We start from the raw sequence: 25,621 nt of genomic DNA, 5'->3' as shown, positions 1-25,621 counted from the left end.
GCAAATAAAAAGGGTTCCAACATGTGGAACCCTTTTTGCTATCGCGAGGCAGACGAGATGATTAAGCCACGTCTTCGCTTGCTTGTGGCACCGGCAGGCTGAAGCTGCGGGTGACAAACGTCAGATACAGCAGGCCAATCGCCGCCCAGACCAGGCCCAGCGTCATCGAGCTGACTTCCAGGTTGACCCACAATGCACCGACGGTTAACGCCCCCAACACCGGCAGGATCAGGTAGTTGAAGGTGTCTTTCAGCGTACGATTACGTTTCTCGCGAATGTAGAACTGCGAGATCACCGACAGGTTAACGAAGGTGAACGCGATCAGAGCACCAAAGTTGATCAGTGCCGTAGCCGTGACCAAATCGAACGAAACGGCAGACAGCGCAATCGCACCAACCAGCAGCACGTTCAGCGCTGGAGTACGCCATTTTGGATGCACATAACCGAAGAAACGCTCCGGGAATACGCCATCACGGCCCATGACGTACATCAGACGAGAAACACCCGCGTGAGATGCCATACCGGAAGCCAGTACGGTTACGCACGAGAACACCAGGATCACCGACTGGAAGAACTTGCCAGCCACATACAGCATGATTTCCGGCTGTGATGCGTCAGGATCTTTGAAGCGCGAGATATCCGGGAAGTACAACTGCACGAAGTACGACACCACGATAAAGATCACGCCGCCGATCAAGGCCGTCAGGAAGATGGCTTTCGGGATCACGTTTTCTGCATCTTTGGTTTCTTCGGATAACGAGCTGATGCCGTCAAAGCCGAGGAACGAGAAGCACAGAATGGTCGCACCGGTGATCATCGGCACCACGTGCGCGTTGTCAGACCAGAACGGACGGCTGCTCACCAGCGTACCGGCACCCTCACCGTGAGAGATACCGTTAATCACCAGGCCCAGGAACACGATCATGATTGCCACCTGTACCACCACGATAATGGAGTTCAGGTTGGCTACCAGCTTGATGCCACGCAGGTTGAACGCCGTCATCAAGGCAACCAGTGCCGCAACGAAGATCCACGAAGGCACTCCTGGGAAAATGGCTTCCAGGTAAATTTTTGCCAGCAGGATGTTGATCATCGGCATGAACAGGTAGTCCAGCAGTGATGACCAACCCACCATAAAGCCGACGTGCGGGCTGATGGCTTTCTGGGCATAGGTATAGGCAGAACCGGCGGAAGGGAATTTCTTCACCAGTTTGCCATAGCTCAGGGCGGTAAACAGGATCGCCAGCAGAGCAAAGGCGTACGCGGTCGCGACGTGACCGTCGGTCAGGCCGGAGACGATGCCGAAGGTGTCAAAGATGGTCATGGGCTGCAAATAGGCCAGACCCATCATGACGACCGGGACTAAAGTCAGTGTTTTACGCAGTTGGGCGCGTTGGCCGGCAGCTGGTGCGGCGGTGATGATGTTATCGGACATCGCGTAGCCCCCCCTTACCTTCAGTCTTGCGGATAATAGACACGCCAAGACTCAAGGTTGCGGGGAAACTTCGCAACGTGCGACTAAATTCTAAAAGGGGGATGAGGGAAGCTGGATAACTAGGCACAAAAGCCTGTGTTGCTCCATAATCGCTGCGACCGCAACGGAAACCGGCGGGCACCGGTGCCAAGGTGAAAAATTGCCCCATCTTTCTTATCCTCATGAGTCACGACCATAAAGTTTTGGTTGATCGCGACGAACCTATTTATCTATCCGGCTCGATGTCCGGCCTCGCTTGATGTATGAAACACACGTTGGTAAAACATAATGCAAAAAAAAATAACCGACGCGTTAAAACGTCGGCTATCTGCATTTCGCGTATTTTGCCATAAGATCACAGAAAGACAAGATCCTGAAACCTTCTAATACAAATTCTTTTGCTTAATATCAGGAAAAAGGCCCTTCATTGCCATCAGGGTACCTGAGATCAGGCATTTTTCAGCATCCAGTCGATCTCGGTTTCCGTCACCAATCTCTCAAACTGCATCAGTTCACCCATTTTGCAGGCGTGATAAACCCGTGAAAAGCGTTCACCGAGGTAGTGCTTCAGTTCGTGCTGATGCTCAAATTCGTACAGGGCATCGCTTTGGCGGATCGGGAACGGTAACCCCTCCTGCTCCAAACCGTTGCCAGTCACCGGCTCAGGCAGCGGTAATTCGGTGTCTAGCCCGTACAGCATCCCTGCCAGGATTGTCGCCACCACCAGATAAGGGTTGGCATCGGCACCGGCAACGCGGTACTCCACGCGGTGGTTCTGCGCATCGCCACAGGGAATACGCAACGCCACGGTACGGTTGTTATGCCCCCAGGACGCCTGGATCGGCACATACATCCCCGGCTGGAAACGGCGGAACGCATTCACGTTGGGTGCCAACACCGCCATCGATGCGGGCATCAGGGAGATCATGCCGGCCAATGTCCGCTTAAGCAGCGCCGAGTCTTCGCCATCCGCTTCGGCAAACAGGTTTTTCCCCGCACTGTCTACCACGCTGAGATGGACGTGCATGCCACTCCCCGCGTAATCCTCATAAGGTTTCGCCATAAAGGTGGCATGCATATGGTGATGTTCGGCCACCTGGCGCACCAACCGCTTCAGCGCCAGCGCATGATCGCAGGCTTGCAGCACGTTGTCGGTGTGATTCAGGTTTACTTCGAACTGGCCGGGGGAAGCTTCAGCCACCGCACCATCCGCCGGTAGCCCTTGCATCTGTGCCAGCGTGTCGATGTCGTTGAGCACCCCAGCAAAATGGTTGAGGTTATCCAGCGAATAGACCTGGCTCTGTACGTTGCGCTCCTGGGTGCCTGGTGCACACGGCGGCTGCAGATAACCGGCCGAGTCTCGCTGTCGATCGATGAGATAAAACTCCAGCTCTACCGCTACCACCGGGAACAGTCCGCGCTGGCGCAACGCCTGCCATATTCGGTTCAGTACATTGCGGGGTTCAACGTCAAAGGGAGTACCATCTTCATCCAGCATGGTCAGCAGCACCTGACCGATATGTTGCGGATCCGCCGCCGACGGCGTCAGCGTACCGGGCACGGGCATGCAGATCCGATCCGGCTCGCCCAGTTCCTGCCCCAACCCGGCCTCTTCCACCACGTTGCCCAAAATGTCCATAGCGAACACCGAGGCAGGGAAATAGCAGCCTTTTTCAACTTTTTTCAGCCCGGAGACGGGAATGCGTTTACCGCGGAAGGAACCATTGAGATCGGTGAGAAGGATATCGATATACTGCGTGGCAGGGTGGCGTTCCAAATAGTGAGCAACCTCACTTTGGAACGCGCTACTTCGCCTTTCTTCATTATGCTGTGCAAAATCTTCTACTACTGCGCTATTGGTTTGCATACATCACCTGCCGTTGTGCTCTTGGGAATGCCTTCGCATCCGCTTGCCGATTGACTTAACACATGGTCTGATTTCTCTGTAGAGTGCGCCACAGGCTGGCGCTCAAAATAACACCCATAATATGAAACATAGCTTTAACATAAATGGTTTGCAAATGTTACAATGGCGTTTGATTATTCGCCAGGGACTGCTAAATTGATAAAATATTGACCGAAAAGGCGTTGTTTGCGCTTTGTTGGTACAGAATTTCTTCCGCCAGACCAGGGGGAAACATGGGCAATATATTTTACAACGGCCGCCCAACTACCGATATCATGTGGTTTCGATATCACTCAGACAGGTACCCGGCTCCGGGTGTGATCCCAACCTGTCGCTCCTACCAGAAGGAACTACCGCTATGAGCGAAGTCAGCTTGGCACCAGGCAAGCGCCTGTCGCAGATCCGTCAGCACTTGGGTTTGTCACAGCGCAGGGTCGCCGAACTGTCCGGATTAACCCACAGCGCCATCAGCACCATTGAGCAGGACAAAGTCAGCCCTGCCATTAGTACGTTACAGAAACTGCTGAAGGTCTATGGGCTATCGCTGTCTGAATTTTTTGCTGAACCTGAACGGCCAGATGAACCCAAAGTGGTGATCGAGCCAGACGATCTGATCGAGATCGGCAGCCAAGGCGTTTCGATGAAGCTGGTGCATAACGGCAGCCCTACCCGCAGCCTGGCCATGATGCTGGAGACCTATCAACCGGGCACCACCACCGGCGAGAAGATCAAGCATCAGGGCGAAGAGATCGGCACGCTGCTGGAAGGAGAGATCATGCTGACGGTCAATGGCCAAACCTATCTGCTGACCGCTGGCCAGAGCTATGCCATCAACACCGGCATGCCCCACAGCTTCAGCAATACCTCAACGCGCGTTTGCAAGATCGTCAGCGCGCATACCCCAACCACCTTCTGATAAGATCCGCCGGAGGAGTGATGATGGAACATGTTGCCAGCTATTATGCCGCCAGCGCCAACCCCCACGCTCCTTATCCCCAGCTGAACGAGGCTATCCGCTGCGATGTCTGCATCGTCGGTGGCGGTTTTAGCGGCCTCTCCAGCGCCCTGCATCTGAGCGAGGCCGGTTACGACGTGGTAGTGCTGGAAGCCGCCCGCATCGGTTGGGGAGCCAGTGGGCGCAACGGTGGGCAGGTGGTGAACTCCTACAGCCGCGATATCGATGTGATCGAGGCTCGCTACGGCCAGCAGACCGCGGCAATGCTCGGCAGCATGATGTTTGAAGGTGCTGAGATCATTCGCCAGCGGATCGATCGCTACGCCATCGCTTGTGACTATCGCCCCGGAGCGGTTTCTGCCGCCTTAACCACCAAACAATTTAACGCGCTAACGGAAAAAATGGCGCATTGGCAGCGTTATGGCCACCAGCAACTGGAACTGCTGGACGGGGAAACCATGCGCCGTACCGTGGCTAGCGAACGCTATGTCGGCGGGCTGCTGGATCGCCAAGGTGGCCATTTGCATCCGTTAAATCTGGCGCTGGGTGAAGCCGAAGCGGTACGCCGCCACGGCGGGCGGCTGTTTGAACAATCGGCGGTCACCCATATCGATTATGGTCAGCCCGCCACACTACACACTGCTCTTGGCTCCGTCAGCGCCAGCTTGGTGATCCTGGCAGGCAACGCCTATCTGGGGGAAAAGCTGGAACCCCGCCTCGGCCGCCTGAGTATGCCCTGCGGCTCGCAAATCATCGCCACCGAGCCTTTATCTGCGGATATGGCTCTATCGCTGCTGCCCGATAATTACTGCGTTGAAGACTGCAACTATCTGCTGGATTACTTTCGCCTGACGGCAGACAACCGTTTGTTATACGGCGGTGGCGTGGTCTATGGTGCACAGGATCCAGCAGATATCGAAGCCAGGATCCGGCCCTTGATGCTCAAAACCTTCCCGCAGTTGAAGAAGGTGCGCATCGATTACCGCTGGACCGGCAATTTCCTGCTGACCCTGTCGCGCATGCCACAGTTTGGCCGCCTGGAAAATAACGTTTACTACCTGCAAGGCGACAGCGGCCACGGCGTGACCTTGACCCATCTGGCAGGCAAACTGATTGCCGAAGTGCTGCGCGGCGACGCGGAACGCTTTGACGCATTCGCTCAACTCCCCCATTTGCCGTTCTTCGGTGGCCGCCATTTACAGGTGCCATTTACCGCCCTAGGTGCCGCCTACTATGCCCTGCGCGATCGCTTAGGGCTCTGATCCCGCTTTTTATCTACGTTATGCCATTTTGCATGTTGCAAAAATGGCAATTCATGTTAAAAAATAGTTTCTTTAGCCGTCTATACATCCAAATGAATTTCACGTTGCCGCCACCACGCCGCGATTTGAAACACGAGGGGCGCAACGTCTTCAGCCAAACTATGCCGACCAATACCGCTTCACGCCTGGAGATGCGCAATATCTCCATCGCCTTTGCCGGGTTCAACGCTCTGCAAAACGTCGATTTTACGCTGCAAGGCGGTTCAACCCATGCGCTGGTGGGAGCCAACGGCGCGGGCAAATCCACGCTGATGGGCATTCTCTCCGGCGCGCATAACCATTACCAGGGTGAAATTTTTATCGACGGCCAAAAGGTCGATATTCATTCGCCGCTGCAGGCCCGCCAGCACGGGATCCAGGTGGTGCAGCAGGAGGTGGATGTGGCGCTGATCCCCACGCTGTCCGTCGCGGAAAACATCATGCTGGACTGGCTCAATCAGCCGGGCCATCTGCTGAACTGGCGGCAGTTGCATCGCCAGGCCGCCGCGCTGTTGCAGCAGCTTGGGCTGAATATCAACCCACGCCAACGCCTCGGAGCCTGTACATTGGCGGAGAAACAGCAGGTGCTGCTGGCTCGGGCGCTATCCCACCGCTGCCGTTTTCTGGTGCTTGATGAGCCGACGGCTCCGCTGGACAGCAATGAGAGCGAACGCCTGTTCCACATCGTGCGCCGCCTGCGCGCCGAAGGCATCGGCATCGTGTTTATTTCCCACCGCATCCACGAATTGAAAACCGTCTGCGACCATTTGACGGTCCTGCGCGACGGTCGACATGCCGGTGAAAGCAGCATGCAGGACCTGAGCGGTGAACAGATCGTCGAAAAAATGCTGGGCCATTCGCTGGACGACATCTTCCCGGCCCCCCGCCCACCACACGGCTCGCGCCCGTTGCTGCGGGTAGAGGGATTGCACGATCGCAATAAATTGCGTGACGTCTCTTTAACCCTGCATCAAGGGGAGATCCTAGGCATTGCCGGGCTGGCGGGCGCAGGAAAGACCGAGCTTTGCAAAGCGTTATTCGGCGCAACCCCCAGTAAATTGACGCGGGGAGAGCTGCACGGCAAACCCTGGGCACCGCATTCACCACACCTCTCGGTAGAACAAGGCCTGGCGCTGGTGCCGGAAGAGCGCCGCAAGGAAGGTATTTTTATCCACGAAGCCGTCCCGATGAACCTGAGCGTCAGTGCCGATGACAGCTTCTCGCGCTGGAGCCTGTTCAGCCGCCGCCAGGAACTGCGCTGGGCCTTAGAGATTATGCAGCGGCTTGGCGTACGGGCCTCCGGCCCACAGCAAAAGCTGGCCCGCCTGTCGGGCGGCAATCAGCAAAAAGTTGCGATCGGCAAATGGTTACGTGGCAATGCCGAGGTGCTGATCTTTGACGAACCCACCAAAGGCGTAGATATCAAGGCCAAACAGGATCTGTTCCGGCTGATCGACGGTTTGGCTCGTGACGGCAAAGGCATTATCTATGCTTCCGGCGAGTTTTCCGAGCTGGTGGGCCTGTGCGATCGCATCTGCGTGTTATGGGATGGCCGCGTAGTGGCGGAGCTCAACGCCGCCGATATTGATGAAGAAACCCTGTTACTGTATTCCACCGGAGGAACTCCTGCGTGAGTAAAGCATTGTCCCTGAAAAGCGTTCTGCCCTGGCGCCACCAGCTGTTTGATTTTTTGTATAAATGGGGGATGTTGCTCACCGTTGTCGCCTTGATCGCGCTGTTTGGCCTGGCTTCCGACAATTTCCTCGAAGCCAACAACATCATCAACATTCTGCGTTCGATCGCCATCGTGACGGTGATTGCCATTGGCGTGTCGATCTCACTCTCGGTGGGCGGCTTCGATCTCTCCGTCGGTTCTACGGCGTCGTTGGCTAATGCGTTAGTGATTTCGTTGTTTGCCTGGTACGGCTTCGGCACTACCGGTGCCATCGTGCTGACGCTGCTGCTGTGTACGCTGGTCGGCCTGTTCAATGCCTTTTTGATCGTGGTGCTAAAGATCCCCGATATGCTCGCCACGCTCGCCAGCCTGTTCGTTATCCAGGGCGTGGCCATGACCTACAGCTACGGCGGCTCCATCACCCAGAATATGGTGCTGCCGAACGGGGATATGGCCGAAGGCGTGATCCCAGAGGTGTTTTCCTCGCTGGGCCAGGTACCGGTGATCGTGCTGATTATGCTGGCGGTGACGGTGATCATGCAGCTTTTCCTGTCGCTAACCAAGCATGGCCGCCGGATGTATGCCATCGGCGGTAACCCGGAGGCCGCCCGGCTTTCCGGTATCCGCACGGTACGTTACAGGGTTACCGCATACGTGCTTTCTTCCCTGCTGGCGGGCCTTGGCGGCATTTTGCTGGCGTCACGTATCGGTTCCTCACAGGTTAACGCCGGAGGCGGTTACCTGATGGATGCGGTAGCGGCGGCCTATATCGGTTTCTCCCTGGCGGGCTCCGGCAAACCTAATGCGCTGGGTACACTTGTTGGCGCGATTATCCTGGGCGTATTGCAAAACGGCCTGGTGATGCTCTCCGTGCCCTACTACGCCATGGATATCATTAAAGGGCTGGTGCTGGCATTGGCACTGGCGATCACTTACATCCAGAAACGCTGACCCACCCGGCGCACCACTGCGCTGCGCCGGGCTATACCCCTCCTTTTCCTCTGGTTTCAATACATTACTGATCAAATATACAAATGATACGAGTTATCATTTGCATTTACATTTCTGTCAATTTCCTTACAATGGCCTGACGTTTTCCTCACGCAACGGAAATTATCGCGGCAGCGTGAAAACATATTCTTTTAAATCAAACAACTAACAGGAAAACCTGTTGACCTCGGGATTGGAATATTTAACCAATGGAAAAGCCAAGCTATAACACTTTAACCGCGTTAATCCTCGCATCACTCGCCAGCGGCAGCGCTCTGGCACAAACAGAAGATACCATGGTGGTCACCGCCTCCGGTTTCCAGCAAAGAATTCAAGACTCGCCGGCCACCATATCGGTGATCCCTCGCCAACAGTTGGAAACCCGCGCCTACCGCGACGTCACCGATGCGTTGAAAGACGTGCCGGGCGTGGTGGTAACCGGCGGTGCCAGCAGCAGCGATATCAGCATTCGTGGTATGTCCTCCAAATACACGCTGATCCTGATCGACGGTAAACGCGTCGATACCCGTGGTACCCGCCCTAACAGCGATAACGCCGGTATCGAGCAAGGTTGGCTGCCGCCATTGCAGGCTATTGAACGCATTGAAGTGGTACGCGGGCCAATGTCTTCACTCTATGGCTCCGACGCCATGGGTGGGGTGATCAACATCATCACGCGCAAAACCTCCACCACTAAAGACTGGGTTGGCTCCCTGCAAGGCGATGCCACCATTCAAGAAGACCGGGATTCCGGTGATATCTACCAGACTAACGCCTACGCCTCTGGCCCGCTGATCGATGGGCTGCTTGGCCTGCGGGTGAACGGTCTGTTCTCCCACCGTGGGGAAGACCACTTTACCAATGGCTTTAACGAACAGCGTATGCGCAGCGGCACGGCGGTATTCAGCCTGACGCCGGATGAGAAAAACGATTTTGATTTCGAAATTGGCCGTTCCCTGCAGGATCGCAACAGCACACCGGGTAAGTCCGTCGCATTAGAAAACTGCCGCAAAGGCGTCTGTAAGCCGAACTCCTCCAGCGACAATCTGTATACCCGTAATAACTACTCGATCACCCATAACGGCTATTACGACTTTGGTAACAGCACCAGCTACGTTCAACGGGAAGAGACCAATAACCCCGGACGCAACATGAAGATGTACAACACCATCTTCAACACCCAGACCCAATTTGATCTTGGTTCCCACATGCTGAACCTCGGCGGGCAATACCGCTATGAGAAACTGAGTGACGGTGGCAACCAGTTGGAAGCGGCTGACGGTCTGGATCAACTGACCCGCTGGAGCTGGGCGCTGTTCGCCGAAGACGAATGGGCGCTGACCAACGATTTCAGCCTGACCACCGGGATCCGTATGGATCGCGATCAGAACTACGGCAGCCACTGGACACCGCGCATGTATGGCGTGTGGCACCTGACAGAAATGTGGACCGTGAAAGGCGGGGTTTCTGCGGGTTATCGCTCGCCAGACCTGCGCCAGTCCTCTGCCAACTGGGGCCAGATCACCGGCGGTGGCGTGAGCAACGGCATCATCGTGGGTAACCCGAATCTGAAGCCAGAGAAAAGCATCAGTGAAGAGGTCGGTATCCTGTGGGATAACCAGCAGGGGCTGAACGCTGGCATCACCCTGTACAACACCGATTTCAAAGACAAGATCACCGAAGTTCGCCGCTGTAACAGTTCAGAGGATCCGGCCTGCACCATCGGTAACACCACTTATGATTTCGTCAGCGACCGCGTCAACGTGGATAAAGCCAATATGCGCGGTATCGAAGTGACCACCGGTTGGCAGATCACCGAAGACTGGAAGCTGAGCACCAACTACACCTTTACCGAGTCTGAACAAAAGAGCGGTGAGTTCCAGGGCAAGGCGCTGAACCAGATGCCGAAGCACATGATCAATGGCGTGCTGGATTGGCAAGCCACCGAGGATCTCGGCCTGTGGTCACGCGTTAACTTCCGCAGCGAAACCTCGGAATACCTGAGCCGCACCTCAATGGCGGTCAGCACGCCGTCCTATACCTTTGTTGATGCCGGGGTGAGTTACCAGGCGCTGAAAAACCTGCAGCTTAGCGGCGGAGTTTACAACATTCTGGATAAAACCGTGGATTACGAGCACTACAACACCACGCTGGATGGCCGTCGTTATACCGTGGGCATGACTTACAACTTCTGATTCTGACCCCCTCACCCTAACCCTCTCCCACAGGGAGAGGGGACTGTCCGTGCTACAACTCAATGACATCCTCCACATCAGCCCTGTACCTCACCACAACTCCGTACCAACTCCCTGCCCAACGTAAGGTGCCAAAGCTGTACTCCCATATCTAATAACAACGCCGATCGGCTCCCTCTCCCTACGGGAGAGGGTTGGGGTGAGGGGCAGCCAGATGCTCAATCATCATTATTGATTGCTATCGTGTGCAGGCATTATTTTGGTTGGGAATTTAACTGGGGATTTCAAGGAGAGAGGATAACGCGGCGGTAACCCGCCGCGTCTAGAACTAATCGCTTACTTATCAGGGTTCCACTTCGGGAATTCCATTTCGCTGTACTTCACCACTTTGGTGCCGCGCGTCAGCTTATAACCGAACCAGATAATCAGGAACAGTGGAATACCGATGTAGGTTGCCGTCACGCCGTACCAGTCGATACGGTCCGCCAGGAAGGCCTGATAGTTCTGCCCCAGCGTGATGATCAAGCACAACACGAAGGCAAACATTGGCCCCAACGGGAAGAAACCGGATTGATACGGCAGATCGCTCAGGCTATTCCCTTGCATCACATAGCCGCGGCGGAAACGGTAGTGGCTGATGGCGATCCCCAACCAGGCGATAAAGCCGGTCATGCCCGAGGTATTAAGCAGCCACAGATAAACGGACTGATTACCAAACATTGAGCTAAGGAAGCACAGCGCCGCTACAACGGTGGTGGCATACAGCGCATTACGCGGCACACCGCCTTTTGACAGCTTGGCGAAAATGCGTGGCGCCTTACCTTCCGAAGCCAGCGTGAACAGCATACGGGTTGAGGCATACATCCCGGAGTTACCCGCAGAGAGTACCGCCGTCAGGATCACCGCGTTCATCACCGCCGCCGCAGAGAGCAGGCCAGCATGTTCGAATACCAGCGTGAACGGGCTGACGCTGATGTCTTTCACGTCATTGCGTAACAGGCTTGGATCGGTATAAGGAATGATCAGGCTGATGATCAGGATCGCGAAGATATAGAACAGCAGAATACGCCAGAACACCTGACGCACTGCGCGTGGAATGTTCTTGCCTGGATCTTCCGACTCGCCCGCCGCAATACCGATCAGCTCGGTGCCCTGGAACGAGAAGCCGACGATCATCGCCACGCCAATCATGGCCGAGAAGCCACCGGCAAACGGTGCATCGCCGATCGTCCAGTTATGCCAACCGGCATTTTCACCGCCCTTCAAGATACCGAAGATCATCAGTACGCCAAGGACGATAAAGATAATTACCGTGCTCACCTTGATCAGCGAGAACCAGTATTCCGCTTCACCGAAGCCTTTGACCGAGATGTAGTTAAGCAAGAACATCAGGCCAAGGAACAGGGCGCTCCAGATCCAGCCCGGCGTGTCTGGGAACCAGTAGTTCATCACCAACTGTGACGCTACCAGGTCGACCGCAATGGTCACCGCCCAGTTGTACCAGTAGTTCCAGCCCAGCGCAAAGCCGAAGCCTTCTTCAACATACTTGGCACCATAGGTGGAAAACGATCCTGAAACCGGCATAAACGCCGCCAGTTCACCTAGGCTGGTCATCAGGAAATACACCATCAGACCAATCAATGCATAGGAGAGTAACGCGCCGCCTGGGCCTGCCTGGGAAACCGTTGCGCCAGAGGCAACAAACAGGCCGGTACCGATGGAACCGCCAATGGCAATCATGGTTAAATGCCGCGCTTTCAGCTCGCGGCGTAATCCGGGTGCTTTCTGCCCCGCTGTTTTTATATCCTGCTGAGCCATTCTTACCCTATCTGCTCGTCAAAAATGAGGGCCGGATTGTAACAAATACCCGCCAGCGAACTAGTAACATTGCCCTGATATAAGATAGCTTCATAATCCGCCGCCAATTATTAGCAGCGGCCCTAATGATGACTTTATGCGATCTTGTCCGGTTTTTGCCCAACGCAATAGCTCAAGAAACGCTGTAACGCATTGGAAATGTGTTTTTGCCGATGATGGATCAGATACAACGTGCGCATCAATGGCGGTAGAGGGATGCTCAGTTCCACCAATACACCACTAGCCAGCTGTTCTTCCACTACGCGACGTGACAGACAACTGATGCCGATACCGTGGCGCACCGCGTGCTTGATCGCTTCCGAGTTGCCCAACTCCATCACCAGTTGGAAGTTTGGCAGGTGCGCCAGCAGCAGATGATCCAGTACTTCCCGCGTGCCAGACCCCCGCTCCCGCAGGATCCAAGGGGCACTAGCCAGCGTTGCCAGGGTCACCGGTTGCTGTAGCAATGGGTTATCCGGCGCGGCAAACACCACAAGTTCATCTTCAAGCCACGGCTGGGTGACCAACTCAGGCATGTGGCACGGCCCTTCAATCAACCCCAAATCGACACGAAAATCGGCTACCGCAACAATCACCTCCTGACTATTGCCCACGTTCAGTTCCAACGCTGTAGCAGGAAAATCTTTGCGATAGTGGGCGATCATCTCTGGCAGCATATAGTTGCCGATGGTGCTGCTGGCGGCAATGCGTAACGCGCCGCTGTCATGCAAGAAAAGCTGTTCAATTTCCCCAGCCTGCTCCAACAGAGCCAGCGCTTTGGGGTATAGCAAGCGGCCATGTTCGTTGATCACCAGGCGTTTACCCACGCGATCGAACAACAACACCTTCAGTTGCCCCTCCAGATCGGCCAGCGCCGCGCTGACCGCCGATTGTGATAAAGCCAATACCACTGAGGCCTGAGTGGTGGATCCGCTTTTCAGCACCTCGGTAAAAACTTCCAGTTGGCGCAAAGTGATATGCATAACAGCCTCGACATAAAGAGAATGGTCAGACAAAACCATTTAAATGAAAACACCAAAAATCAGTTACAAGGCATTGGTAAGCTTACTGCCCTGCCTTATAAGGTTATCACGTTTACAGGATTAGGCTTGGCGGAGTAGCCGACCGTCCAGCCGATCAACCACTTATTCCGATAAGTTATAAATATATAATCAATTTCTCTTTTAGGTCACCTGCTTTTATCATTGCACTCAGGAATTTAGCAGAGGACAGAATAATCATGGCGAGTCACAGCACTCATACCTATCCCGAACAGCGTTTTCCGCTGTTTGGACTACCACGGTTGATACCAGGCTTACTGCTGACCGGCGCGCTGACCGCGTTTTCGGTCTGGGCGGGCGATGTTCCCTGGGTTGCCGGGTTGGGATTAGGCGCCCTGACGCTGGCGATCCTGTGCGGCATCCTGGTTGGCAACACTCTTTATCCCTGGTTGCAGCCTAACTGCCATAGCGGCGTACAGCTGGCCAAACAGCGGCTGCTGCGCCTGGGGATCATTCTTTATGGCTTTCGTTTGACCTTCCAGCAAATTGCCGACGTGGGGGCCAGCGGGATCATTATCGATGCCCTGACCCTGAGCAGCACTTTCTTGCTGGCCTGCTGGTTGGGTAAAAAAGTGTTCGGCCTCGACAGCCAAACCACCATGCTGATCGGTGCCGGTAGCAGCATCTGCGGAGCCGCAGCCGTAATGGCCACTGAGCCAGTGCTGAAGGCAGACTCCAGTAAGGTTGCCGTCGCAGTCTCTACCGTAGTGGTGTTTGGTACGCTGGCGATCTTTGCCTATCCGTGGCTGTATCAACTCAATGAGCACTTCCAGTGGCTGCCGTTGACGCAGGAAACCTTCGGCATCTACGCGGGTTCGACAATCCATGAAGTGGCTCAGGTGGTTGCTGCTGGCCATGCCATCGGCCCGGATGCGGAAAACGCGGCGGTGATCTCCAAGATGATCCGCGTCATGATGTTAGCCCCGTTCCTGCTGTTACTGTCTGGCTATATCAGCCGCAGGGCCGGTAACGGCAGCAAGAGTGAAAAATCGGCCATCACCATTCCGTGGTTTGCTGTGCTGTTTATCGCCGTTGCCGGGCTGAACTCGTTCAACCTGATCCCGGCTACGCTGGTACAGCATCTGATCACCATCGACACCTGGATGCTGGCCATGGCAATGGCCGCTTTAGGGCTGACCACCCACATTAGCGCGGTACGTCAGGCGGGTGTGAAACCCATTCTGCTGGCAACGCTGCTGTTTGTCTGGCTGATTATCGGCGGCGGTGCCATCAACCTGTTGGTGCAGCACCTGTTGTGATCCCCCCTCTGCAGGCCCGAGCTTTCGGGCCTGCTTGTTTTATCCCCGCCATTCAATCCTTCGCTTATCAATGCCATAATGGCAGCGTTAACACAGGAGAATGAGAATGAAGTTTGTCGGTGCACACGTCAGCGCTTCTGGCGGCGTAGATCAGGCCGTGATCCGCGCACACGAATTAGAGGCGACCGCATTCGCCCTGTTCACTAAAAATCAGCGTCAATGGAAGGCTGCCCCGCTGCCTGCCGACGTGATAGACAAGTTTAAAAGTGCCTGCGCACAGTACGGCTACGGCCCAGGGCAAATCCTGCCGCACGACAGCTATCTAATTAACCTTGGCCATCCGGTAACAGAGGCGCTGGAGAAGTCCCGCGAGGCGTTTCTTGATGAGATGCAACGCTGTGAGCAACTGGGGCTGACGCTGCTGAACTTCCACCCGGGCAGCCACCTGATGCAGATTGATGAGGATAAATGTCTGGCAAGGATCGCCGAGTCGATCAACATCGTGCTGGATAAAACCCAGGGCGTCACCGCCGTGATTGAGAATACCGCCGGGCAAGGCAGCAATCTGGGGTTCAAATTTGAACATCTGGCGGCGATCATCGACGGTGTAGAAGACAAGAGCCGCGTCGGTGTCTGTATTGATACCTGTCATGCCTTCGCCGCCGGTTACGACCTGCGTACCGAAGAGGATTGCCAGAAGACGTTTAAAGAGCTGGGCAACGTGGTGGGCTTTAACTACCTGCGCGGTATGCATCTTAACGATGCCAAGAGCGAGTTTGGCAGCCGCGTTGACCGCCACCACAGCCTGGGTGAAGGCAATATTGGTAAGACCGTGTTCAGCTATATCATGCGCGACGAGCGCTTCGATAACATCCCACTGATCCTGGAGACGGTGAACCCGGATATCTGGGCCGAGGAAATTGCCTGGCTGAAGGCGCAGCAGTAATTTTTCTGCAGACATAAAAAAGCCGGCATTTTTCAGATGCCGGCTTTTTATTGCGTGGTTGCCGTTATGCCACCGTGGCTACCGGCGCTTCAGAACGTTTAAGGACCGCATAGGCCACGCCCGCCAGCAGGGTACCCGCCACAATCGCCAGCAGATACAGCAGCACCGGCGAGATAGCACCAGGGATCAACAGCACGAACAGACCACCGTGTGGCGCCATCAGTTTTGCACCGAAGGCCATCGACAGTGCACCTGTCAGGGCTCCACCTGCGATACAGCACGGCAGAACGCGCATTGGGTCACGGGCAGCAAACGGAATTGCCCCTTCAGTGATAAAGCAAAGGCCCAACACCAACGCGGCCTTGCCCCCTTCCTGCTCGGACTTCTCGAACTTGCGACGAGCCAGAATGGTCGCCAGCCCCATCGCCAGCGGTGGCACCATACCTGCCGCCATAATCGCTGCCATAGGTGCGTAGACCGAAGAACTCAACAGCGCTACACCAAAGGCATAGGCCGCCTTGTTAACCGGACCACCCATATCGGTACACATCATTGCACCGAGGATTGCGCCCAGCAGTACCGCGTTGGCGGTGCCCAGCGATTGCAACCAGTTGGTCAGGCCAACCATGATTTTGGCAACGGGTGTGCCCACTACGTAAATCATGATCAAACCGGTGATCAGGCTGGCAACCAGCGGAATAATCAGGATCGGCTTGAGCGCTTCCATACTCGGTGGCAAACGCAACTTACCGCTGATGGCCTTGGCCACGTAACCCGCCAGGAAACCGGCAATGATACCGCCAAGGAAACCCGCACCGGTGCTAACTGCCAACATACCGCCGATCAGGCCCGGCGTCAGGCCAGGACGATCAGCAATGGAGAACGCGATGTAGCCCGCCAGAACCGGCACCATCAGCGCAAAGGCCGAACCACCACCGATCTGCATCAGCGCCGCAGCCAGCGTCCCTTTGACTTCAAACGCCTTGATACCAAACACGAACGACAGCGCAATACACAGACCGCCCGCCACCACCATCGGCAGCATGTAAGACACGCCGGTCAGCAGGTGGCGATAAGGCCCTGCGCTCTCTTTCTTCTTGCCTGAGCTCGCGGTGCTGCCACTTTTTTGCGGTTGGAAAATCTCGGCTTCTACCTGTGCCTTATCCAGCTCCTGCGCGGTTTTCTTCAACGCCAAACCGGTCGAGGTGCGGTACATCGGCTTGCCGGCAAACTTGTCCAGATCCACTTCGATATCTGCCGCGACAATCACCAGATCGGCCGCCGCCACTTCTTCTGGAGTGATCGCATTCCCGGCTCCGACGGAACCACGGGTTTCCACTTTCACCCACCAGCCACGTTTCTTGGCTTCGCTCTCGATGGCTTCGGCCGCCATAAAGGTATGCGCAACGCCGGTCGGGCAAGCGGTAACGGCAACAATGCGTTTCGGACCGGCGGATTTTGCCGGTGCTACCGCCTGGGCCGGAGCCTGATACGGTTTGGCTTGCGCCTGTGCGGTGGCCAGGAAGGCTTCTGGTTCACGCACCGCGTGTTCCACATCACCGATATAAACCTGTTTGCCGTTCAACTCAGCATCAGCAGGTGCAGCAACACCCGCTACCACCACCAGTTCAGCCTCGTTGGCCGTATTAACCAGCGTCAGGCCGGTTTTGGCCGCAGCGGCCTCAAGCATGCGTTTCGCCAGGTGGCTACGAGCCTGCCCGAGCGAACTGTCTATCATCAGCAGCGTTTTCATTCTGACTCCTGCGATTAATTAAAGGGTTTCAGATCGACGCGCGCCATCATCGCGGCCAACTGCGGGCGATCGGTGATGCCAACGTTGCTCTGGCTCACTGCCAGGGCAGCCACGGCAGTGGCCAAGCGCAAGGTATGCTCGCTGGATTCGCGCATCAGCAGGCCGTAAATCAGGCCGCCGACCATGGAATCACCAGCTCCCACGGTGCTGACCACCTCACAGGCTGGCGGTTTGGCGATCCAGGCGCCGGAGGCGTTAACCCACAGTGCGCCTTCGGCACCTAGTGAGATCACCACGTGGGCAATGCCCTGTTCACGCAGGGCGTGAGCGGCTTCCACCACATCTTCCAACTTCGGCAGGGGTTTGCCTGCCCAGATTTCCAGTTCACGACGGTTAGGTTTTACCAACCACGGCGAGGCTTTCAGCCCAGCCACCAGCGCTTCACGGCTGCTGTCAAAAATGATGCACGGACACTGCGCACGCAGGCGGGTCATCCACTCGGTGAAGGCTTCCGGAGCAACCCCGGCAGGCAAGCTACCGCTGACCGCTACCATGTCGAACTGGCCTAGCCAGCTCAGGGAATCCACCACAAAGCGTTCCCAATCCTGGGGCGTCACTTCAAAACCGGAGAAGTTGAAATCGGTCACTTCACCGTCTTTTTCCGTCAGCTTAACGTTGATACGTGTACGCCCAGGGACCACCTGGAAACGGTTGGCAATCCCCAAATCGCTGAACAGCAGTTGGAAACCATCCTGGTTGTCTTTACCAAGGAAACCGCCAACGGTGACGTCGATACCCAAGTCTTTCAGTACCTTGGCAACGTTGATCCCTTTACCTGCCGCATGGAGACCGGCGGTTCTTACCAGGTTAACCTCACCCCGTTCGATCTCCGGGCAAAAGCCCACCAGATCGTAAGCCGGATTCAGGGTTATGGTGGCTACTCTTCTGCTCATGCTGCACCCTCGCCAAGACCTTCACTGATGGCTTCGCCGATGGCTTTCAGCGCTGCTTCAGCATCGTCACCACTGGCGGTAAAGCGCAGGTGATGACCTTTTTTCACTCCCAGCGCCACAACCTTCATCAGGCTGCGGCCGTTAGCCGGTTTACCGCTACCGTCGAGATTGGTGACGGTAATTTCACTGGAGAACTGTTTGATTACGTTGACCAGCGCAGTGCCTGGGCGGGCATGCAGGCCATGCTCGTTGCGCACCACGTATTCCGCACTCAGAACCGCGCTCTCTTCGGCAACTTCGCTGGTCAGTAACGCCAGCACGCCGACCGCATCAGCGTTCAGCAAGCGTTCAGCTTTTTGGCTCACTAACAGATCGCTTAAGTAGTTCAGCACCGTCAGCGGTTGTTGATCGGCGACGGCGACGGTCAGCAACAGCGCGACCTTTTCGCCCTCTTCATCAAACGCCTGTGCCGGGCGGCTGACGGTGGCAGCGCTGGTCAGGTTGCCTTCAGTGCTGTCGCTCAACCAGATCCCCTGCCCCAGATTCAGCGGCTTACGGGTGATCACATCGCTGACAAACTGGGCGTTAACCGCACCGATTTTTTGCAGACGGCCCGCATTCAAAGCTTGCAGCGTCATCAGCGAATCGGCGGCCACATCAAGAGCAATCAGTGAGGCATCAAACTTGAATTCAGCCGCCAGCTTCTCGCCCATCAGCAAACTGCGCAGTTCTTCAGCTGAGGTCGTTTTTGCCAGCTGTTCGGCGACGCTGTCATCACTGAGCACGTGCGTGAGCTGACGCAGTAGCGCCAGGTGTTCATCAGAACGCGCGGCAATGCCGATTACCACATAGGCCGTTTGGCCTTCGCCCCACTCGATACCCTGCGGAAACTGGAATACCTGAACACCGGTGTTCAGCACCAGATCGCGGGTATCTGTAGTGCCATGTGGAATGGCGATGCCGTTGCCCAGATAAGTCGAGGTTTGCAGCTCACGCTGCAGCATGCCGTCGACATAGGCGGCGCTGACGCATCCGGCGGAGGTAAGCGCTGCCGCTACCTGCCGGATGGCTTCCTGTTTGCCGCTAGCGGCGGCTCCCAGGTGAATATCTTGCTGTGACAACTGGAACATGGTTCTCCTCTCCTGCTGAATTGAATCGTTTCAGCCAAGTTAAGAAAAAGGAGCGTTACCCATCGCCTAACCAGGCCATCGATGACGCTGAAACGTTTCAATGAGTGTGTAAGCAGCTATCACCGAAAGCAAGTTTTCTCGATCTCCGCGTGATAGTTTTTTGACCTTACGCACACTTTTCTGGCTATAGCCCCCATGTACAGAGGAAAATGGCATACTGTGCTGAAACAGTGCTGAAGGAAGATAACAACATGGTTGCCACCGGTATCGGGGTCATTATCGTTAACGCTCAAGGGCAAATCCTGCTGGGGAAACGCTGCAGCACCCATGCCCCTTTTTGGTCGATCCCTGGGGGGCATCTGGACGCGGGGGAAACCTTTGAACAGTGCGCCCAACGCGAAATCGCCGAAGAGACCGGGTTGCAGATAGCTCCGCCAACCTTTATTGGCGTCAGCAATAATCTGCAAACCTGGCGGGCAGAGGGAAAACATACGGTGTCGATCTGTATGCTGGTTCAGCATCCAGGAGGAGAAGCCGAGCTGAAAGAGCCGGAAAAATGTGCCGAATGGCGCTGGTGTTCCCCGCACGACCTGCCGGAGCCCCACTTTGAAGCGAGCAGAACGGCGATCCACCTATGGCTGAGCCAGCAGGTATATCTGCCTATACTGTGACGTTATTCCCTCTGGTTCTCCTCTGTTCATCTAAAGCAGAGCATTATATAAATTAGAACATAACGCTACTTTATTGCTCAATCACTCTACTTTTCGCTGTAAATACCCCTAAGGTATTAGGTTTATTTTGCGAAAATACCTATACTTATCCGGGTGTTTCTGACCTGGTGTCGAAACCTTTTTGGCAAGTTTTTCCTTGGTATTTCATAACTATAAGTGGGTTCAATATGAGCAAAAAACAAACTGGCTTTGAAAAGCGACGCCGGTGGGGATGGCTATGGATTTTGGTGATCGGGATTATTCTCGGTGCCGCACTGCTGGCGGGGACCGCAACGGTCTTCCATAAAACCAGCGATACCGCCTTCTGTGTCTCCTGCCACACCATGCAACAACCTCTGGCCGAATATCAAGGCAGTGTCCACTTCCAGAACGCCAAGGGGATCCGCGCTGAATGTGCCGATTGCCACGTCCCTCATGAGCCGCTCGATTACCTGTGGACCAAGATCCGCGCGGTGAAAGACATTTATGGCGAAATGACCGGCAAAATCGACACCCCGGAAAAATACGAAGCCCATAAGCTGGCCATGGCACAATCGGTCTGGAAAACGTTGAAAGAAAACGATTCAGCCACTTGCCGTTCTTGCCATAGCTTCGATGCCATGGATATCACCGCCCAGCGTCCTGAAGCTCGTATTCAGCACCCGGTGGCCATCAAACAAGGTGAAACCTGTATCGACTGCCATAAGGGCGTAGCGCATATCCTGCCGGATATGAGCGGAGCCGCACAGGCCGGCGCTGCCGAACTGGCGAAAGCCGCGGCGGAAACCTCTCCAACAGCAACCACGCTGTTTACCATCGCTACCGAACCGTTCTTCCTGAAAGCCGACGATACGCATAATGCCGGTAACCTGATGCCTTCAACCGAAGTTCACGTCGTGAAACAGGAAGGTGACAAGGTGCTGGTAGACGTTAGCGGCTGGCAACAGGATGGCGTCAGTGAAGTATTCTACGCCGCACAAGGTAAACGTATCCTCAGCGTTCTGCTGGGCGAAGACGCGCGTAAACTGCTGAAAACCGGCAGCACCATGACCGATGCCGAAACCGGCCTGGTCTGGCATCAGGTGTCTCTGCAGGTCTGGTTGCCACGTAAGCAACTGATCGACGATCAGCAGAAAATCTGGCGTTACACCGCCGATATGATGTCCGCCAACTGTACCGGCTGCCACGGCCTGACCGCCCTTGATCGCTTCAACGCCAACCAGTGGATCGGCGTGATTAAAGGTATGGCTCCTCGCACCTCGCTGTCGCAAGAACAACTGCGCGTTCTGACGCAGTACGTTCAGAAACATGCCAGCGATATGCAACCTGCCACACCGGCCAAAAGTTAAGGGAGAAGCGAAATGAGCAAGTACCAACAACAACCATTGGCCATGAGCCGCCGTCGTTTCCTGACCGGTGCCAGCGCCCTGGCCGCCGTGCCTCTGTTTGCGGGGCTGTGGCCTAAATCAGCATTGGCGGAAGCCATCAGCCAGGCATTGCCACAGTTCGTGGCCCTACGCCAGGCACAAAAAGGCATCCTGACCGGGGCGCACTGGGGCGCATTTGAAGCCATCGTGCAAGACGGAAAAATGGTCGGCGTGTTGCCGGTCAAAGACGATCCTTACCCGAACGATCTGATCACCATGGCCCCCCACCAGGTCCATGCGGAAAACCGTATCAAGTACCCAATGGTACGTAAAAGCTGGTTGGAAGGCGGCCCTGGCAGCCGTACCGAACTGCGCGGCAACGATGAATGGGTGCGCGTCAGCTGGGAAAAAGCGATCGATCTGGTCGGTAACGAAATCGTCCGTTTGCAAAAAGATCATGGCCCGCAGTCAATTTATGCCGGTTCTTACGGCTGGAAAAGCGTGGGCATGCTGCACAACAGCCGTACCCTTCTGCAACGCCTGATGAACCTGAGCGGTGGCTTCCTTGGCTATGCCGGTGACTATTCTACCGGTGCCGCACAGGTGATCATGTCGCACGTGATGGGGTCAATGGAGGTTTACGAACAGCAAACAGCCTGGCCAAACGTCATCGACAACAGCCAACTGGTGATCCTGTGGGGCTGTAACCCGATGGTTACGCTGAAAAACAGCTGGAACGTGCCAGACCACGTCGGCCAGACCGGCTTTGAGGCGCTGAAGAAAAAAGGCACCCGCATCATCAGCATTGATCCGGTGCACAGTGACAGTGCCAAATATGTCGGCGCACAGTGGATCGCTCCGCGTCCGTACACCGACAGCGCGATGCTGATCGGTATCGCCCACACCCTGTTGACCGAAAAGCTGCATAACCCGGACTTCCTGAAAACTTACACCGTGGGCTTCGACAAGTTCCAGGCCTATCTGCTGGGTGAAACCGACGGTACGCCAAAAACTGCCGAGTGGGCTGCCGATATCAGCGGCGTCGATGCTGAAGTGCTGCGCCAGTTGGCGCGTGATATGGCGAAACAGCGCACCATGATCATGGGCGGCTGGGGGATCCAGCGTCAGCATCACGGTGAGCAGCAACACTGGTTACTGGTGACCGTGGCGGCCATGCTTGGCCAGATCGGCCTGCCGGGCGGCGGCTTTGGCTTTAGCTATCACTACTCTTCCGGCGGTAGCCCAACGGCCAAAGGCGGCATCCTCTCCGGTATCTCTGCGGGGAATGCACCGAAAAATTCACCAACGCCAATCCCGGTGGCACGTATTGCCGAGTGCCTGACCAACCCAGGCAAGACCATTCACTTCAATGGGACAGATGTCACCTACCCAGACGTGAAGATGGTGTACGTGGCCGGTGGTAATACCTTCCACCAGCATCAGGACACCAACAACCTGGTCAAAGCCTGGCAGCGGCCGGAAACCATCGTGGTTAACGAACCGTACTGGACGGCCACCGCCAAGCATGCGGATATCGTGCTGCCTGCGACCACCAGCTATGAGCGTAACGATCTGGAGATGGGCGGCGACTACTCGCAGCTGTATGTCTTCCCGATGCATCAGTGCGTGCCGCCGCAGCATGAGTCACGCAACGACTTCGATATCTTCGCCGCTCTGGCCGCCAAGCTGGGCGTACTGGATGCCTTTACCGAAGGCAAAGACGAAACTCAGTGGCTGAAAGGCATGTACGACGACATGAAGTTGCAGGCCCGTGCCGCCCGCGTTGCCCTGCCGCCGTTTGACATGTTCTGGGAGTCGAACAACTACATTCGTTTCCCGATCCCGCAGGAAAACAAACAGTGGGTACGTTTCGCCGATTACCGTGAAAACCCGCTGCTTAATCCATTGGGGACTCCATCCGGCAAGATTGAGATCTATTCCGATGCCATCTCGAAGATGGAGTATCTGGATTGCAAAGGTATCCCGACCTGGATGCCGCCGCATGAATGGTACCGTGGCCCAGAGGCAGCTAAATACCCACTGTCACTGAATACCGCGCACCCGACCAACCGCCTGCACTCACAGCTGGACAACACGCCGCTGCGTAAGAAGTATGCGGTGGCCGACCGTGAAGCGATCTTGATCCATCCAGAGGATGCCAAATCGCGCAACATCACTAACGGCGATTTGGTGCGGGCGTTTAACGACCGTGGGCAGATTCTTGTTGGTGCCATTGTCAGTGAAGACGTGCGCCCAGGTGCAGTGCGGATCAGCGAAGGTGCCTGGTACGATCCGGCCGATCCGTCAACGCCGGGGTCGATCTGTAAGAACGGCAACGTCAACTGCCTGACTTTCGATATTGGCTCATCCAACCTGGCACAGGGCAACTGCGGCCAGATGGCACAGTTGGAAATTGAGAAATATCAGGGCGAAGTGCTGAAGAATACCGCGCACGACGTTCCTGCTGGCGCATAACCGCTAGCCACCAGCGCAGGGTGATGGTGACATCGCCCTGCGCTTTTCCTGCCGACAGAGACAATATATTTACCCTTTCCTTGATTGAAACCGGTTTTTGTTTTTTTTAAACGAGCGTATCATGCGCGCGTCTCCCTTCTCTTTGGCTAGTCATTCAGCTTATGCGTACTTCAACTGCGGCGACACGACGCTTGCCCGATTTAACTTCGTTGGCATTTCTGGTCGTGGCTTTTCTCACCGGGATTGCCGGTGCCTTACAGACGCCCACGCTGAGTCTGTTTCTCTCCACCGAAGTGAACGTACGGCCAACGATGGTCGGGCTGTTCTTTACCGGTAGCGCGGTGATCGGCATTTTGGTCAGCCAGTTTCTGGCCAGCCGCTCAGACAAGAGGGGCGATCGCAAATCACTGATCTTTGTCTGCTGCATGTTAGGCGCCTTGGCTTGTGCGCTGTTCGCCTGGAACCGTAACTACTACCTGCTGCTGTTCGTCGGCGTGTTGCTGAGCAGCTTCGGCTCGACCGCCAACCCACAGATGTTTGCCCTGGCACGGGAACATGCCGAGCACACCGGCAGGGGAACGGTGATGTTCAGTTCTATCCTGCGCGCTCAGGTTTCGCTGGCCTGGGTGATTGGCCCGCCGATCGCCTTTGCGCTGGCTTTGGGGTTTGGTTTTAAGGTGATGTATCTGGCCGCCGCCGCCGCCTTTATTCTCTGCGGAGCGCTGGTATGGAAGATGTTGCCCTCCATGCCAAAAGTGCAGAGTACCGGCGGGACGACGCTGGAAGCCCCCCGCCAGAATCGCCGGGATACGTTATTGCTGTTTATGGCCTGCACCTTTATGTGGACGGCCAACAGCATGTATTTGATCAATATGCCGCTGTACATGGTGCGGGAACTGCAGTTACCGGAAAAACTGACGGGAATACTGATGGGTACCGCTGCCGGGCTGGAAATCCCGACCATGTTGCTCGCAGGCATGGTGGCCCAACGCTTTGGCAAGCGTTTCCTGATGCGCTGTGCTGTGATTGCCGGGGTGCTGTTCTATGCCGGGCTACTATTTATTACCGGTACCTGGCAACTGATCGCCCTGCAACTGCTGAACGCGCTGTTTATAGGGGTGTTGGCGGGAATTGGTATGCTCTATTTCCAGGATTTGATGCCCGGCCAGGCCGGGGCGGCCACCACGCTGTTTACCAATACCACCCGCGTAGGATGGATTATTGCCGGTTCGATCGCCGGGGTCGTGGCTGAAATGTGGAGTTATCACGCGGTATTTTACTTTGCGTTGGCTATGGTACTGGGTGCCGTACTGTGTATGTGGCGGCTGAAGGACGTTCAAGGGGCGGTATCCGCCTCCAACTTGGCAAGATAGATCAGCGCCTCATCACGGCGGTCGTGGCACATCTCACGGCTGGCCTGCAGGCTGCCACAGACTTTGGGCCGCAGCGGCGAATGAAATATCCCGCAGCGCAGTTGCGGGTCCAGATGGATGCAACGGGTATTGGCGGGTTTGCCGTTGGGCATACCAGGGATCGGGCTGGAAATCGAAGGTGCGATACAGCAGGCACCACAGTCGGCACGGCAGTCCATCTGCGATCCTATGGGGGGCTGAT

Annotated in this window: 19 protein-coding genes; 11 read left to right on the top strand and 8 right to left on the bottom strand. The window is 55.8% G+C overall.

The window, feature by feature from the left end:
* Nucleotides 1-61 precede the first annotated feature (61 nt).
* Nucleotides 62-1,435, bottom strand: coding sequence for an APC family permease (locus tag AC6HVW_RS03510; RefSeq protein ID WP_065683227.1), 1,374 nt, complete (start codon nucleotides 1,433-1,435; stop codon nucleotides 62-64).
* A 487-nt stretch (nucleotides 1,436-1,922) separates the two neighbouring features.
* Nucleotides 1,923-3,341: a glutamine synthetase family protein gene (locus AC6HVW_RS03505; RefSeq protein WP_071681004.1), complete on the bottom strand. Its 1,419-nt coding sequence runs from the start codon at nucleotides 3,339-3,341 to the stop codon at nucleotides 1,923-1,925.
* Between the two features lie 397 nt (nucleotides 3,342-3,738).
* Between AC6HVW_RS03505 and puuR the strand changes: the two genes are divergently transcribed.
* The 5 genes from puuR (at nucleotide 3,739) to AC6HVW_RS03480 (ending at nucleotide 10,496) form a co-directional block, all read left to right on the top strand.
* Entirely contained in the window at nucleotides 3,739-4,296 is a 558-nt protein-coding gene (puuR, locus tag AC6HVW_RS03500; protein ID WP_021805845.1) for an HTH-type transcriptional regulator PuuR, read from the top strand.
* A gap of 20 nt (nucleotides 4,297-4,316) precedes the next feature.
* Nucleotides 4,317-5,597 carry an NAD(P)/FAD-dependent oxidoreductase gene (locus AC6HVW_RS03495; protein ID WP_071681005.1) on the top strand — a complete coding sequence of 427 codons (1,281 nt, stop codon included), beginning with the start codon at nucleotides 4,317-4,319 and terminating at the stop codon, nucleotides 5,595-5,597.
* Nucleotides 5,598-5,758: 161 nt separating this feature from the next.
* Nucleotides 5,759-7,270, top strand: a complete 1,512-nt coding sequence (locus tag AC6HVW_RS03490; RefSeq protein WP_071681132.1) for a sugar ABC transporter ATP-binding protein — start codon at nucleotides 5,759-5,761, stop codon at nucleotides 7,268-7,270.
* Complete coding sequence (locus AC6HVW_RS03485) at nucleotides 7,267-8,262, top strand: ABC transporter permease (RefSeq protein ID WP_071681006.1); 996 nt, start codon at nucleotides 7,267-7,269, stop codon at nucleotides 8,260-8,262. Before AC6HVW_RS03490 ends, AC6HVW_RS03485 begins: the two co-directional genes overlap by 4 nt.
* A gap of 248 nt (nucleotides 8,263-8,510) precedes the next feature.
* Nucleotides 8,511-10,496 (top strand): ligand-gated channel protein, encoded by a 1,986-nt coding sequence (locus tag AC6HVW_RS03480; protein ID WP_021805847.1) that lies wholly within the window; start codon nucleotides 8,511-8,513, stop codon nucleotides 10,494-10,496.
* A 336-nt stretch (nucleotides 10,497-10,832) separates the two neighbouring features.
* Here AC6HVW_RS03480 and AC6HVW_RS03475 read toward each other — a convergent pair whose 3' ends face one another.
* Nucleotides 10,833-12,314 (bottom strand): amino acid permease, encoded by a 1,482-nt coding sequence (locus AC6HVW_RS03475; protein ID WP_021805848.1) that lies wholly within the window; start codon nucleotides 12,312-12,314, stop codon nucleotides 10,833-10,835.
* Nucleotides 12,315-12,448: 134 nt separating this feature from the next.
* Nucleotides 12,449-13,336 (bottom strand): DNA-binding transcriptional regulator YeiE, encoded by an 888-nt coding sequence (yieE, locus tag AC6HVW_RS03470; protein WP_021805849.1) that lies wholly within the window; start codon nucleotides 13,334-13,336, stop codon nucleotides 12,449-12,451.
* 257 nt (nucleotides 13,337-13,593) lie between these two features.
* On the opposite strand from yieE, the gene AC6HVW_RS03465 reads away from it, so the two are divergent.
* Nucleotides 13,594-14,673: a YeiH family protein gene (locus tag AC6HVW_RS03465; RefSeq protein ID WP_071681007.1), complete on the top strand. Its 1,080-nt coding sequence runs from the start codon at nucleotides 13,594-13,596 to the stop codon at nucleotides 14,671-14,673.
* Nucleotides 14,674-14,779: 106 nt separating this feature from the next.
* A complete protein-coding gene (nfo, locus tag AC6HVW_RS03460; RefSeq protein ID WP_071681008.1) occupies nucleotides 14,780-15,619 on the top strand; it encodes a deoxyribonuclease IV in 840 nt (279 codons plus the stop codon).
* Nucleotides 15,620-15,683: 64 nt separating this feature from the next.
* On the opposite strand, the gene fruA is transcribed toward nfo, so the two are convergent.
* The 3 genes from fruA to fruB are packed head-to-tail and all read right to left on the bottom strand — an operon-like array spanning nucleotide 15,684 to nucleotide 19,455.
* On the bottom strand, nucleotides 15,684-17,372 hold the full coding sequence (gene fruA / locus AC6HVW_RS03455) for a PTS fructose transporter subunit IIBC (protein ID WP_065683220.1): 1,689 nt from the start codon (nucleotides 17,370-17,372) through the stop codon (nucleotides 15,684-15,686).
* 14 nt (nucleotides 17,373-17,386) lie between these two features.
* The gene (fruK, locus tag AC6HVW_RS03450; protein ID WP_021805853.1) at nucleotides 17,387-18,325 is read right to left on the bottom strand and encodes a 1-phosphofructokinase; all 939 of its coding nucleotides are present in this window, start codon (nucleotides 18,323-18,325) and stop codon (nucleotides 17,387-17,389) included.
* Nucleotides 18,322-19,455, bottom strand: coding sequence for a fused PTS fructose transporter subunit IIA/HPr protein (gene fruB / locus AC6HVW_RS03445; RefSeq protein WP_024484971.1), 1,134 nt, complete (start codon nucleotides 19,453-19,455; stop codon nucleotides 18,322-18,324). The genes fruK and fruB overlap by 4 nt, the downstream gene beginning before the upstream one ends.
* A 209-nt stretch (nucleotides 19,456-19,664) precedes the next feature.
* Here fruB and AC6HVW_RS03440 point away from each other — a divergent pair, with 209 nt between their 5' ends.
* The 4 genes from AC6HVW_RS03440 to AC6HVW_RS03425 all read left to right on the top strand — a co-directional run bounded on the left by AC6HVW_RS03440 (nucleotide 19,665) and on the right by AC6HVW_RS03425 (nucleotide 25,380).
* On the top strand, nucleotides 19,665-20,126 hold the full coding sequence (locus AC6HVW_RS03440; RefSeq protein WP_024528058.1) for a nucleotide triphosphate diphosphatase NUDT15: 462 nt from the start codon (nucleotides 19,665-19,667) through the stop codon (nucleotides 20,124-20,126).
* Nucleotides 20,127-20,353: 227 nt separating this feature from the next.
* Nucleotides 20,354-21,514 (top strand): NapC/NirT family cytochrome c, encoded by a 1,161-nt coding sequence (locus AC6HVW_RS03435; RefSeq protein WP_071681009.1) that lies wholly within the window; start codon nucleotides 20,354-20,356, stop codon nucleotides 21,512-21,514.
* A gap of 12 nt (nucleotides 21,515-21,526) precedes the next feature.
* Nucleotides 21,527-24,007 (top strand): trimethylamine-N-oxide reductase TorA, encoded by a 2,481-nt coding sequence (torA, locus tag AC6HVW_RS03430; RefSeq protein ID WP_024484968.1) that lies wholly within the window; start codon nucleotides 21,527-21,529, stop codon nucleotides 24,005-24,007.
* A 161-nt stretch (nucleotides 24,008-24,168) separates the two neighbouring features.
* Entirely contained in the window at nucleotides 24,169-25,380 is a 1,212-nt protein-coding gene (locus AC6HVW_RS03425; RefSeq protein WP_071681010.1) for a sugar efflux transporter, read from the top strand.
* Here the strand turns inward: AC6HVW_RS03425 and AC6HVW_RS03420 are convergent.
* Nucleotides 25,344-25,598 (bottom strand): YkgJ family cysteine cluster protein, encoded by a 255-nt coding sequence (locus AC6HVW_RS03420; RefSeq protein WP_021805859.1) that lies wholly within the window; start codon nucleotides 25,596-25,598, stop codon nucleotides 25,344-25,346. The genes AC6HVW_RS03425 and AC6HVW_RS03420 overlap by 37 nt on opposite strands.
* Nucleotides 25,599-25,621 lie beyond the last annotated feature (23 nt).

The sequence above is a fragment of the Serratia sp. NCCP-200 genome (assembly GCF_059697885.1).
This window is presented reverse-complemented; position numbering and strand designations above follow the sequence as displayed.